Raw genomic sequence first — 12,782 nt, 5'->3', positions numbered from 1 at the left:
GGATGTCAGGTCAGATCTTCCAAAGCACTTGAATGGCCCAACCCGCACAACCGACAAGCCAGACGATGGTGAAAATTTGCAGCACGAGACGAATGCCGACGGGCTGGACGTAGTCCATCCACACGTCGCGCATGCCGACCCACACGTGATAGAGCAGGGCAACGATCACGGAGAAGGTCAGCACCTTCATCCACTGCGCGGCGAAGATGCCGGCCCACAGGTCGTAGCCGATGGGGCCGCGCGAGAAGATCACCTGCGCGAGCAGGATGACCGTGAAGAGCGCCATCAGGCCGCCCGTGATGCGCTGGCTGAGCCAGTCGCGCAAACCGTAATGAGCGCCGACGACGATGCGCTTGGAGCCGTAATTCACAGACATGGGTGGCTCCTTCTCAGTACAGGCCGAACAGCTTGGCGCCGAGCACCAGGGTGAGCAAGACGCTCAGTGCCAGCGTGACGACGGCCGAGGTGTGGCCGAATTCCTTGGTCACGGCCGCATGGCTCACGTCCATCCAGAGGTGACGCAGGCCCGCGATGAAGTGGTGCAGGTAGGCCCAGATCAGCGCGAGTGCGACGAGCTTGAAAAACCATCCCGGAACGAAACCAAGGCCGCTGTTGAAGACGGCCTTGAATTTGGCGAACGAATAGTCCGACGAGAGCGAGGTGTCGAACATCCAGATGATGAACGGCAGCAGCAGGAACATCAGCACGCCGCTGACGCGGTGCAGGATCGACACGATGCCGGCCGGCGGGAGCCGATAGGTCGTGAGATCGGTGAACGCATTGATGTTTCGGAATTCGCGACGCGGTGGCCGGGGGGGAGTTGCAAGCTCTGTCATTGAGGGGATGCTTTCGTGGCTTTGTGACTTGTTGGCTTGTTCTGAGAGCGAACGCTTTTGTTTCTTCTGCGGAAATGCAAACAACGCAAAATTCTATTGCAATGCACCATCGCGCATCCGTGGCGCCCGAGTCGGCGCACTGCGGCAGTGGGTTGCTATTGACTTCGTAGCATGTTGCGCGCGGCGTGCGGGCCATGCAGGGCGATTGAATCGATGTTCCATGACGATGCGCTGTCAGCCGAGCTGATTGCGATAGTGGTGCGTGTCGGTGCGATAGAGCCCGCGGCGCAGCTCCATCGGCATGTCGTGGTACGTGTGCGCCACGCGCTCCACGCTGAGCAACGGCATCTGCAGCGTCACCGCAAGCAGTGCAGCTTGCTCCGCATCGGGCAGCACCGCACGGATTTTTTCTTCGGCACGCACCATGCGCACGCCGAACTCGGTTTCGAAGAGCGCATACATCGGGCCGGGCCATGCGCGCAGGCGCTCGGCCGTGAGCCCCTTGAAGGGCGTGCCGGGGAGCCAGAGGTCTTCGAGGATGGTCGGCACGCCCGCGTAGGCGAGCACGCGCCGCACCTGCAGCACCGCATCCCCGGTGCGCAGGCCCAGGGCACGCGCCACATCGGCCGATGCGCGCTGGCGCTTGCAGTCGACGATGGTGCGTTCGGCGGGGCCTTCGATGTTCGGATCGCCGGCATCGGGCACCAGCTTGAGGAAGCGGTACTGCACATGCTGCTCGGCATGCGTGGCGACGAAGGTGCCCTTGCCCTGTCGGCGCACCACCAGGTTTTCGGCCGAGAGTTCGTCGATGGCCTTGCGCACCGTGCCCTGGCTCACGCGAAAGCGTACGGCCAGGTCCATCTCGCTGGGGATCGGTTCGCCCGGCTTCCACTCGCCCGCCTGCAGGCTCTGCAGGATCAAGGTCTTGATCTGCTGGTAGAGCGGACTGAAGGACGGCGTCGCGGGCTCGTCGAGGGCGGTGGGGGTGTTCATGGCAGCGGTGGGGTGCGCCGTGGCGTCGCCCCCGAGGATATCTTATATAAGACATAAGACGAGGCTCATTGAATCGGCTTAAAATGCGGGCCGGTCTCGCGCCGCGGGACGTTGTTTCCCCCGTCGGACCTTGGCGCCCCACGAGAGCGCCGACACCGTTTCATTACCTTCTGGAGTCTTCCCATGAGCAAAAAGCCTGTCCGCGTTGCCGTTACCGGTGCCGCCGGTCAAATCGGTTACGCCCTGTTGTTCCGTATCGCGTCCGGCGAAATGCTCGGCAAAGACCAGCCGGTCATCCTGCAACTGCTCGAAATCCCCGACGAGAAGGCCCAGAAGGCGCTCAAGGGCGTGATGATGGAACTGGACGACTGCGCCTTCCCGCTCTTGGCCGGCATGGAAGCCCATGGCGATCCGATGACCGCCTTCAAGGACGCCGACTACGCCCTGCTGGTCGGCTCGCGTCCCCGCGGCCCCGGCATGGAACGTGCCGAACTGCTGGCCGTCAACGGCGCCATCTTCACCGCGCAAGGCAAGGCCCTCAATGCCGTCGCCAGCCGCAACGTCAAGGTGCTCGTGGTCGGCAACCCGGCCAACACCAACGCCTACATCGCCATGAAGAGCGCGCCCGACCTGCCGCGCAAGAACTTCACCGCCATGCTGCGCCTGGACCACAACCGCGCCGCCAGCCAGATCGCCGCCAAGACCGGCAAGGCCGTGGCCGACATCGAGAAGCTCACCGTCTGGGGCAACCACTCGCCCACGATGTACGCCGACTACCGCTTCGCCACCATCAACGGCGAAAGCGTCGCCAAGATGATCAACGACCAGGAATGGAACGCCAACACCTTCCTTCCGACCGTCGGCAAGCGCGGCGCGGCGATCATCGAAGCACGCGGCCTGTCGTCGGCTGCCTCGGCCGCCAACGCCGCCATCGACCACATGCGCGACTGGGCCCTGGGCACCAACGGCAAGTGGGTCACGATGGGCATTCCGTCGGACGGCCAGTACGGCATTCCGAAGGACGTGATGTTCGGCTTCCCGGTCACCTGTGAAAACGGTGAGTACAAGCTGGTCGAAGGCTTGGAGATCGATGCATTCAGCCAGGAACGCATCAACAAGACCCTCGAAGAACTCGAAGGCGAACGCGCCGGCGTGGCCCACCTGCTGTAAGCAAGCAAGGCCAGCCAGCATGCTCGACTGGAACCCCGCGCTCTACCGTCGCTACGAGGACGAGCGCACAAGACCCGCACAGGAACTCCTGGCGCGGGTGCCATTGGCCGAAGCCGACCGCGTGGTCGACCTCGGTTGCGGGCCGGGCAACTCCACCGAGCTGCTGGTCAACCGGTTCCCGAAGGCGCAAGCCCTCGGGACCGACAACTCCGAAGCCATGCTGGTCAGCGCGCGCGAGCGCCTGCCCGGTGCGCGATTCGAGTTGAGCGACATCGCGACCTGGGCGCCGCAAGAAGCGCCCAATCTCATTTATGCCAACGCGTCCCTGCAATGGGTGCCGGATCACGAAACGCTGATCCCGCGCCTGTTCGACGCGCTGGCCCCGGGCGGCGTGCTTGCCGTCCAGATGCCCGACAACCGCCAGGAGCCCACGCACCGCCTGATGCGCGCGCTGGCCGCCGAAGCGCCCTGGGCCGAGCCCATCGGCGACGCCGACAAGCTGCGCACCAAGCTGCTGCCGCTCGGCGGTTATTACGACCTGCTGGCGCCGCATGCCGCCAACGTCGATGTCTGGCACACGATCTACCAGCACCGCATGGCCGACGCTGCTTCCATCGTCGAATGGGTGCGCGGCACGGGCTTGAAGCCCTTCGTCGATCGGCTCCCGCCCGATCTGCAGGCGAGCTATCTCGCCGAATATGAGCGCCGCGTGAACGAGGCCTATCCGGCGCGCACCGACGGCAAGCGGTTGCTCGCGTTTCCGCGCATGTTCATCGTGGCGCAGAAAAAAGCATGACCAAGGCTGTCCACCCGGGTGAAGTGCTGCTCGGCGCACAAGCCGGCGCCGTGACGCTGCCTGTGTGCGACCACTACAGCGGCGTCGAAGCGCGCATGAAGAAGAGCCTCGCGCTCCAGGCCGAGATGGCTGAGGAGTTCGGCGCCTGCGTGTTCGACGTCACCCTCGACTGCGAAGACGGCGCCCCGGTGGGCGGCGAGGCCGAGCATGCCGCGCTCGTCACCGAGCTGGCGCTGGCTGCCAAGCCCGGCATGCGCGTCGGCGTGCGCGTGCACCCGGTCGACCACCCGGCCTTCGCGGGCGACGTGATCACCATCGCCGGACGCGCCGGTCAACGGCTGAGTCACCTCATGGTGCCCAAGGTCGAATCGGTGGCCGATGTGTTGCAGGCCGTTGCCGCGCTCGAAGCGGCCGATGCCGACGCGCTGCCGCTGCACGTGCTGATCGAATCGCCCCTGGCGGTGCACAACGCTTTTGAAATCGCTGCGCATCCGCGCGTGCAGTCGCTCAGCTTCGGCCTGATGGATTTCGTGTCGGCGCATGCCGGCGCCATTCCCGCCGACGGCATGGGCGCGGCCGGGCAGTTCACGCATCCGCTGGTGGTGCGCGCCAAGCTGGCCATCGCCTCCGCGGCGCACGCCTACGGCAAGGTGCCCTCGCACTGCGTGGTGACCGAGTTCAACGACACCGACGCGATGCGCGTCGCGGCCCGCAAGGCGGCCGCCGAGTTCGGCTACACGCGCATGTGGAGCATTCATCCGAACCAGATCCGGCCGATCCTCGAGGCCTTTGCGCCTGACGAGGCGCAAATCCAGATTGCTACACAAATCATTGCAAAAGCCGCAGCTGCCGATTGGGCGCCGACACAAATTGATGGCACATTGCACGACCGCGCGAGCTACCGCCACTTCTGGCAGGTTCTGACGCGCGCCCACGCAACAGGGCGCGCGTTGCCCTCCGAGGCGAAAGCCTGGTTTGCATTCGCGGCCTCCTGAAACGAAACCTTCGAACCCAGCCTCAAGGAAACCCACACATGAAGAAAATTGCCCTGATCGCCGCAGTGGCCCTGGCTCTGCCGTTCGGTGCCATGGCGCAGAGTGCAGCGCCCGCCAAGCCGGCCGCGAAGTCCACCGAAGCCAAGAAGGCCCCGCCCAAGCGCCAGGTCACCCGCAAGGCGGCCAAGGCCGTCGAGGAAGTCACGCCGATCAGCGACGAGACCAACATCGTGCTCACCGATGCCGACCTGGAAGTCGCCAAGCGCGTGTCCACCGGCAAGGCCCAGTGCGAGCTCGGCGCCGACGTGACCGTGACCGAAGACGAGAAGAAGCCCGGCTTCTTCAACGTGGCCACCAAGGGCCTGAAGTACCGCATGCACCCGGTCGAAAGCCGCACCGGCGCCATCCGCCTCGAAGACCCGCGTGCCGGCGCCATGTGGCTGCAGCTGGGCAACAAGTCGATGCTGATGAACCAGAAGGCCGGTCTGCGCATCGCCGACGAATGCCAGACGACCGCCCAGGTCGCCTTTGCCGAAGAAATGAAGAAGAACCCGCCGAAGAGCCTTTTCGAAGGCGCCGACCCGGCCAAGAAGTAAGAGCCCCCACAAGGGATGCGGCGCGGCTCTTGCTTGCCGCGCTGCATACCCGCCAGCCCAGTTTCCGGAGAAAAGAAGATGTTGCAAGCCTACGTTGACCATGTTGCCGAACGCGCCGCGCTCGGTATCCCGCCGCTGCCCCTGAGCGCGAAGCAGACCTCTGAAGCGATCGAGCTCCTCAAGAGCGCGAACGAAAAGGACGGCGCCTTCCTGCTGGACCTGCTCACCTATCGCGTGCCCGCCGGCGTGGACGACGCGGCCAAGGTCAAGGCGAGCTACCTCGCAGCCGTGGCGCATGGCACCGAGAAGAGCGCGTTCCTCTCGCGCGCCCGTGCCACCGAACTGCTCGGCACCATGCTCGGCGGCTACAACATCAGCCCGATGATCGACCTGCTGGACGATGCCGAAGTCGGCGCCGTGGCGGCCGAGGGCCTGAAGAAAACCCTGTTGATGTTCGACCAGTTCCACGACGTCAAGGAAAAGGCCGACAAGGGCAACGCCAACGCCAAGGGCGTGCTGCAAAGCTGGGCCGATGCCGAGTGGTTCACCAGCCGCCCCGAAGTGCCCGAGAGCATCACCGTCAGCATCTTCAAGGTGGCTGGCGAAATCAACACCGACGACCTGTCGCCCGCACCCGATGCGACGACGCGTCCCGACATTCCGATGCACGCCCTGGCGATGCACAAGAACGCGCGCCCCGGCATCGTTCCCGAAGAGGACGGCAAGCGCGGCCCGGTGAAGTTCATCGAAGACCTGCGCGCGCGCGGCCACCTCGTGGCCTACGCCGGCGACGTGGTCGGCACGGGTTCGTCGCGCAAGAGCGCCACCAACTCGGTGCTGTGGTTCACCGGCGAAGACATTCCCTTCGTGCCGAACAAGCGTTTCGGCGGCGTCTGCCTCGGCGGCAAGATCGCGCCGATCTTCTACAACACCATGGAAGACTCGGGCGCACTGCCCATCGAGCTCGACGTGGCGCAGATGAACATGGGCGACGTGGTCGAGCTGCGTCCCTACGAAGGCAAGGCGCTGAAAGACGGCAAGGTCATCGCCGAATTCCAGGTCAAGAGCGACGTGCTGTTCGACGAAGTGCGCGCCGGCGGCCGCATTCCGCTGATCATCGGCCGCGGCCTCACGACCAAGGCGCGCGAAGCGCTGGGCCTGCCGGTCTCCACGCTGTTCCGTCTGCCGACCAGCCCGGTCGACACCAAGAAGGGCTTCTCGCTCGCCCAGAAGATGGTCGGCCGCGCATGTGGCTTGCCCGAAGGCACCGGCGTGCGCCCAGGCACCTACTGCGAACCCAAGATGACCTCGGTCGGCTCGCAGGACACCACCGGCCCGATGACGCGCGACGAGCTCAAGGACCTGGCCTGTCTCGGCTTCTCGGCCGACCTCGTGATGCAGTCGTTCTGCCACACGGCGGCGTACCCGAAGAAGGTCGACGTCAAGATGCACCACGAACTGCCCGACTTCATGGCCAACCGCGGCGGCGTTTCGCTGCGTCCGGGCGACGGCGTGATCCATTCCTGGCTCAACCGTTTGCTGACGCCCGACACCGTCGGCACTGGCGGCGACAGCCACACCCGTTTCCCGATCGGCATCAGCTTCCCCGCGGGCTCCGGCCTCGTGGCCTTCGCGGCCGCCACCGGCGTGATGCCGCTGGACATGCCCGAATCGGTGCTCGTGCGCTTCAAGGGCAAGATGCAGCCGGGCGTCACGCTGCGTGACCTGGTCAACGCGATTCCGCTGTACGCGATCAAGTCGGGCCTGCTGACCGTCGCCAAGCAGGGCAAGAAGAACATCTTCTCGGGCCGCATCCTGGAAATCGAAGGCCTGCCCGACCTGAAGGTGGAGCAAGCCTTCGAGCTGAGCGACGCCTCGGCCGAACGCTCGGCCGCCGGCTGCACGGTCCACCTGAACAAGGAACCGATCCAGGAGTACATCAACAGCAACATCACGCTGATGAAGTGGATGATTGCCGAAGGTTATGCCGATGCCCGCACGCTCACGCGCCGCATCGCCGCCCAGGAAGCCTGGCTTGCGGACCCGCAACTGCTCAAGGGCGATGCCGACGCGGACTACGCCGCTGTCATCGAGATCGACCTGGCCGAGATCCACGAACCCATCGTGGCCTGCCCGAACGATCCGGACGACGTGAAGACGCTGAGCGACGTGGCCGGTGCCGTGATCGACGAAGTGTTCATCGGCTCGTGCATGACCAACATCGGCCACTTCCGCGCCGCATCGAAGCTGCTCGAAGGCAAGCGCGACATTCCGGTCAAGCTGTGGATCGCACCGCCGACCAAGATGGACGCGCAGCAGCTCACCGAAGAAGGCCACTACGGCGTTTTCGGCAATGCCGGCGCCCGCACCGAGATGCCGGGCTGCTCGCTGTGCATGGGCAACCAGGCACAGGTGCGCGAAGGCGCCACGGTGATGTCGACCAGCACCCGAAACTTCCCCAACCGCCTGGGCAAGAACACGAATGTGTACCTCGGCTCGGCCGAACTGGCCGCGATCTGCTCGCGCCTGGGCCGCATCCCGACGCGCGAGGAGTACATGGCCGCGACGGGCGTGCTCGATGCATCGAGCAGCCAGATCTACCAATACCTGAACTTCGACAAGATCGACGACTACAAGGTGGCGGACGCGGCTACGGCCTGATCCGGTCGATTCGCCCCTTCCAGGGCGAGCCATTGAAAAAGCCCCGTTTCGACGGGGCTTTTTCGTGGGCGTTGCGCTCGCGCGGCTATCCCGGCAGGTTCGGCTGCAGATACTCCCGGCCCTTGAGCACCATCGGAGCGCCGGCAGGGCCGCCCACCGCATGTGCCAGGGAGGTCACCAGCGAGTTGGCGAAATCGCCGCGGTACATCTTGGCGCCCTGGTGGCTCAGGTTGGAGTTCGCGTCGATGTAGACCGATTCGCCCAGCCCCGACCACAACCGGCAGAAGCCGTAGTCTTCCGACAGGTAGCGGCGCGTCTCGGGATCGACCATCACGTCGAAGAAGCGGTAGTGCAGGCCCTGGTCGGTCTCGCCGATGCTGTCGGGCACGTAGTTCAGCTCGGGGTAGCTCGCGATGAGGCGCTCGAATACGGCACGCTTGATCACCATGAAGCCGGTCGGTGCTTCGGTCATCTTCATGAAGCCGTCGGGCTGCACTTCGAGCTCGACCTGCGAGGTGATCTCGGACGCCTTCGCGTTGACCGTGTAGCGGGTGAAGGTGGCTTCGAACTGCTGCTGCGTCGTGCCCGCCGGCACGCCCTCGGCGGGCCAGTTCTCGCGCTTGAGCGGATAGACGCCGGCCGCGATGTCGTAGCCCGACAGCAGCAGCCGGAAGGCGGCCTGCGCCGAGAAGCCGATGTCGGCATCGATCCAGAACAGGTGCGTCCAGTTCGGATTGGCCAGGAACTGGGCCACGCAGTTGTTTCGCGCGCGCGTCACCAGGCTCTCGCCCTGGTGGAACAGCACCTGCATCCGCATGCCCGTGCGCTCGGCTTCGATGGCGAAGTTCAGGAGCGACGTCACGTAGTTCTGGAAGTACTTGCCGTCGTGGCTGGGTGACACGACCACCGGAAAGAACTGCCGGAGTTCGGAAGGGTCAAGCATGGAGGAGGGTTCCGTTCATCGGGCAGGACGCTGCATCAGGCCGAGCAGCAACTGGTTGTAGACCTCGGTGGCCGCTGCGTTGCCGGGAAGGTAACGGTCGATCAGGCCGCGCTGGCGCTCGCGGTAGGCGGTGGCCCGTGCATCGTGGGTATCGATGGCTTCGAGCACGCGGGCGCTGCCGCCGGCCACGTCGTTGCCCTGGTAGTAGTAGCCGAGGTCCGCGCACAGGTGGGCGTTGTGCACCAGCGGGTAACCCTGCCAGCAGGTTTCCAGGTAGATGTAGTTGAGCGGGTTCTCCCACTGGTGGGACACCACGATGTCGGTGTTCTGCGCGAGGAACACGGGCGTTTCATGCCGGCCCAGGAACACCGCCTTGTGCTGGCGGACCAGGTCGAGCTGGTTCATCAGCGTGATGAATTCCATGTTCTCCTTGGCCATCCGTTCGGAATTGGCGACCTGCAGCAGGGCGATGGCGTCGGGCCGGGCGCGGTAGGACAGTTCGGCAATCAGGATCGGATAGAGGCAGAACTTCACCACGTTGATGTTCGGCTCCATCACGCTGAGCCGCCGCGGCCCGCCGCGCGGCTGGTACACGCCGGCATCGGGCAGGGCGCGGGTGCGCTCGTCGAGGAACACCGGGCTCCAGACGAAAGGCACGGGGCGTGCCTCGGTGCGGCGCAGCACCTCGAAAAACGGCTGGCTGATGTTGGCGACCTGCGGAACCATCCAGATGTCGTCGTAGCGCTGGTTGATGTACAGGTTCTGGCCCCAGAGCGGCTTGTTGAACAGCATCGACTCCATGGCGTGGACGTACTCGAAGCCGCAGCAGTACGACACGAGGCGTGCGCCGCGCTGCTTGAGGTAGTCGGTCTGCGCGCCGTCGATCTGGCCACCGAGCTCGATCAGCACGTCCACGCTGTCCTTGGCCGCCTCGAAGGTCACAGTGGGCCAGCGCGACTGGTCCCAGGGCAGGGCGGGGGTGATGGGAATGGCTGTGGTGTTGACCAGCACGACCGAGGCGACGCTCGGGCAATGCTTGAGCGCTTCGGCCAGGAACACGGCGTTCTGCTTGATGCCGTTGTTCCAGAGGGTTTCGGCTTCGTGGTGCAGGCCGATGGTGATGCCGATGCGCAGGCCGGCGCCGGGGGTCATTGCTTTTCTCGGGGGACGTAGCCGGTGAGTTTCCAGCCGCTGGGTTCGAGGCGGAAGCTGACCATTTCGAAGACGGTCTTGTTGTTGGTCAGATGAGTGGCGAAATCGACGTTCGCATACTGCCCAGGTGGAACCCCGGCGCTTTCGTCCAGATAGCGGATACGCACAACGCTCGCCCAATCGCGGCGCGCAACAGTGCCGGCTGCGCTGACCGTTTGACGCGCGCGTTGCACATTGCCCACGAATTCTGCTTTCGAGAGCTTGGTCTTCACAAAGGCAGAGGCGACATCCCACAAATCTCCCGAGCGATCTTCATCGATCTGCTGCAAGCCGGCGAGGCCCGCTTGGATCAGTTCGTCTGCCGATGTGCCTTCCTGTGCAACGGCGCAGGAAGCTGCCGCAGTCAGTGCAAAAACAGTCAGAAGACGAAAGAAAAACTGCTTCATCGGAGCGTCCTTTGGTGGCGAAAGCCAGTGTGACAGTGGGGCCGCGATTTTAGGCGGCACCCAACGCCCGTCGCCTGCCTGCAACGCGTGCTTTCCTCCGGAGAGCACGATTCGCTAATTTTTGTGAACTAAATCATCGGTCGTGATTTTTCACTTGCTGCATTGCATCAGGAATGTAAATGTCTGCGTACATTGCGGCATTCCCGTAAACATTGGCGCGCCTGCGCCTGACATCAGGTGACGAGCCACTGACAGCCGTCACTCAGGTGTCGATCTGCCTCGCCCTTCTAAGAACCGAGCTCGAATTCAATGAACAAGTCATACAGAAGTATCTGGAACGAAGCCCTTGGCGCGTGGGTGGCTGCTTCCGAACTCACCTCGGCACGGGGCAAGCGAAGCAAGTCGAAACTGACCCCGATTTCGGCGGCGATCCTGACGGGTGCAATGGCGTTGGTGCCCTTGTCGGCCGGAGCGTCATACACAAACGGCGTGAATGCGACGGCGTCGGGGAGCAACTCCATTGCTGTTGGCGCGTCTACCGGGGGACAACAGACGACTGCTTCAGGCAACTTTTCTGTTGCTGTGGGAAATGCCACCAACGCGCTGAGTGCAGGCGCGACGGCCTTCGGTTCGGGCTCTACAGCAGGGGTGTCGGCAACGGTTGGTCAAGGGGCATCGGCATTTGGCAATGACTCGACGGCTACTGGCGAATCGTCCGTGGCGATCGGCGGCGGTAACAACGGTGGCAACAGCGCAAACAACAGGTCCGCTGTTGCGTCGGGGGACCGCTCCATTGCCATGGGGCGCAATTCGGGGGCCAGCGCCGCGAATACGGTGGCCATCGGTACGGGCACCACCGCGAGTGGTGCCGGTGCAATCGCCATCGGCGGCTTGGCCAATGCAATCGCGACCGGGTCTGTAGCGAATGCCGGGGCGTTGGCCTCGGGGCAGAACAGTATCGCGCTGGGCGGATTGAGCCGGGCGACGGGCGGGAACACCGTGGCCATCGGCCTGGGTGCCAATGCTGTCAATGGCGGTGACATGGCCATTGGTGCGAATTCGACGGCCATAGGTGGCGGTGGGAGTGCACCCTCCATGGCTCTCGGCAGCGGTGCAAATGCCGTGGGGAGCGCTTCCGCGGCGTTCGGGGCCATTTCGAATGCCGCAGGTGCGAACTCTCTCGCGGTCGGCTACGCCGCGTCAACCGGAGTCAATGCGGTGAATGGCCTGGCGGTGGGGACCAATGCACTCTCCATTGGAGACCGCAGCGCCGCCATCGGCTCTGGGGCTCAAGCCGTAGGTGCCTTTTCCGTTGCCCTTGGCCGGACGGCGAACTCGTTCGCAGACGGATCTACCGCGATCGGTTCCAATTCCGTTGCTGGGGCGTCGACCTTTGCGACCGACTCGATCGCCATTGGCGGACAGTCCAGCGTTACTGCGGCGGCAACCTCCGGCATCGCCATCGGCCGCGGTGCGGTCTCAAGCACTGCGCGCAGTGTGGCGTTGGGTGATGGGGCTTCTACCGCAGCGGCGACCAGCGTCCCTAGTGCAACGGTGGGCGGCATCACTTACGGTGGTTTTGCGGGCGCCGCACCTGTTGGCGTGGTGAGCGTGGGCGCAGCAGGTGCCGAGCGCCAGGTCACCAATGTGGCTGCGGGCCGCGTGACGGCAACTTCGACCGATGCAATCAATGGCAGCCAGCTATTTTCCACGCTGAGCACGACGAGCAGCAGCATCAGCAGCCTGTCGACTTCCACGTCGAGCGGGTTGAGCACTGCCACGAGCAGCATCGGCAGCTTGTCGACTTCGACCTCCTCTGGTCTGAGCACCGCGACGAGCAGCATTGGCAGCCTGTCGACGTCTACCTCGAGCGGCATCAGCAGCCTGTCGACTTCGACATCTTCCGGCCTGAGCACTGCGACCAGCAGCATTCGCAGCTTGTCGACCTCGACGTCATCTGGTTTGAGCACCGCGACGAGCAGCATCGGCAGCTTGTCGACCTCGACGTCGTCCGGCCTGAGCACGGCGACCAGCAGCATCAGCAGCTTGTCGACGTCTACTTCGAGCGGCATCAGCAGCCTGTCGACCTCGACGTCGTCTGGTCTGAGCACGGCGACCAGCAGCATCAGCAGCTTGTCGACGTCCACCTCGAGCGGTATCAGCAGCCTGTCGACCTCCACGTCGTCTGGCCTGA

11 protein-coding genes and 2 pseudogenes are annotated in these 12,782 nt (G+C 64.5%); 7 read left to right on the top strand and 6 right to left on the bottom strand.

All coding sequences use genetic code 11. The annotated features are described in order from the left end of the window. Positions 1 to 10: 10 nt before the first annotated feature. The 3 genes from sdhD to NU688_RS23915 all read right to left on the bottom strand — a co-directional run bounded on the left by sdhD (position 11) and on the right by NU688_RS23915 (position 1,829). Positions 11 to 376, bottom strand: coding sequence for a succinate dehydrogenase, hydrophobic membrane anchor protein (gene sdhD / locus NU688_RS23925; RefSeq protein WP_257863315.1), 366 nt, complete (start codon positions 374 to 376; stop codon positions 11 to 13). A gap of 13 nt (positions 377 to 389) precedes the next feature. Further along, on the bottom strand, positions 390 to 836 hold the full coding sequence (gene sdhC / locus NU688_RS23920) for a succinate dehydrogenase, cytochrome b556 subunit (RefSeq protein WP_257863314.1): 447 nt from the start codon (positions 834 to 836) through the stop codon (positions 390 to 392). A gap of 234 nt (positions 837 to 1,070) precedes the next feature. Beyond that, complete coding sequence (locus tag NU688_RS23915; protein WP_257863313.1) at positions 1,071 to 1,829, bottom strand: GntR family transcriptional regulator; 759 nt, start codon at positions 1,827 to 1,829, stop codon at positions 1,071 to 1,073. Positions 1,830 to 2,012: 183 nt separating this feature from the next. On the opposite strand from NU688_RS23915, the gene NU688_RS23910 reads away from it, so the two are divergent. The 5 genes from NU688_RS23910 (at position 2,013) to NU688_RS23890 (ending at position 8,047) form a co-directional block, all read left to right on the top strand. Then, entirely contained in the window at positions 2,013 to 2,999 is a 987-nt protein-coding gene (locus NU688_RS23910; RefSeq protein WP_042578072.1) for a malate dehydrogenase, read from the top strand. A 19-nt stretch (positions 3,000 to 3,018) separates the two neighbouring features. After that, the gene (gene tam / locus NU688_RS23905) at positions 3,019 to 3,795 is read left to right on the top strand and encodes a trans-aconitate 2-methyltransferase (RefSeq protein WP_257863312.1); all 777 of its coding nucleotides are present in this window, start codon (positions 3,019 to 3,021) and stop codon (positions 3,793 to 3,795) included. Further along, on the top strand, positions 3,792 to 4,790 hold the full coding sequence (locus NU688_RS23900; RefSeq protein WP_257863311.1) for a CoA ester lyase: 999 nt from the start codon (positions 3,792 to 3,794) through the stop codon (positions 4,788 to 4,790). The genes tam and NU688_RS23900 overlap by 4 nt, the downstream gene beginning before the upstream one ends. A gap of 38 nt (positions 4,791 to 4,828) precedes the next feature. Continuing rightward, positions 4,829 to 5,386, top strand: a complete 558-nt coding sequence (locus tag NU688_RS23895; protein WP_257863310.1) for a hypothetical protein — start codon at positions 4,829 to 4,831, stop codon at positions 5,384 to 5,386. A 78-nt stretch (positions 5,387 to 5,464) separates the two neighbouring features. Beyond that, on the top strand, positions 5,465 to 8,047 hold the full coding sequence (locus NU688_RS23890) for a bifunctional aconitate hydratase 2/2-methylisocitrate dehydratase (protein WP_257863308.1): 2,583 nt from the start codon (positions 5,465 to 5,467) through the stop codon (positions 8,045 to 8,047). An 85-nt stretch (positions 8,048 to 8,132) separates the two neighbouring features. On the opposite strand, the gene NU688_RS23885 is transcribed toward NU688_RS23890, so the two are convergent. The 3 genes from NU688_RS23885 to NU688_RS23875 are packed head-to-tail and all read right to left on the bottom strand — an operon-like array spanning position 8,133 to position 10,588. Beyond that, a complete protein-coding gene (locus tag NU688_RS23885; protein WP_257863307.1) occupies positions 8,133 to 8,990 on the bottom strand; it encodes a hypothetical protein in 858 nt (285 codons plus the stop codon). A gap of 15 nt (positions 8,991 to 9,005) precedes the next feature. Continuing rightward, positions 9,006 to 10,142 carry a DUF2827 domain-containing protein gene (locus NU688_RS23880; RefSeq protein ID WP_257863305.1) on the bottom strand — a complete coding sequence of 379 codons (1,137 nt, stop codon included), beginning with the start codon at positions 10,140 to 10,142 and terminating at the stop codon, positions 9,006 to 9,008. Next, the gene (locus NU688_RS23875) at positions 10,139 to 10,588 is read right to left on the bottom strand and encodes a DUF4019 domain-containing protein (RefSeq protein WP_257863303.1); all 450 of its coding nucleotides are present in this window, start codon (positions 10,586 to 10,588) and stop codon (positions 10,139 to 10,141) included. Before NU688_RS23875 ends, NU688_RS23880 begins: the two co-directional genes overlap by 4 nt. Positions 10,589 to 10,957: 369 nt before the next feature. Between NU688_RS23875 and NU688_RS34080 the strand changes: the two are divergent. Both NU688_RS34080 and NU688_RS34075 read left to right on the top strand, forming a co-directional pair. Further along, positions 10,958 to 11,290, top strand: a pseudogene (locus tag NU688_RS34080) (hypothetical protein); the annotation flags it as partial. A gap of 96 nt (positions 11,291 to 11,386) precedes the next feature. Beyond that, a pseudogene (locus tag NU688_RS34075) lies at positions 11,387 to 12,782 on the top strand (hemagglutinin); the annotation flags it as partial.

Origin of the sequence: Variovorax sp. ZS18.2.2 (assembly GCF_024701975.1) — a bacterium.
Lineage (GTDB): Bacteria > Pseudomonadota > Gammaproteobacteria > Burkholderiales > Burkholderiaceae_C > Variovorax.
Note: the sequence above shows the minus strand (reverse complement) of the source record. Positions and strands in the feature narration are given on the sequence as shown.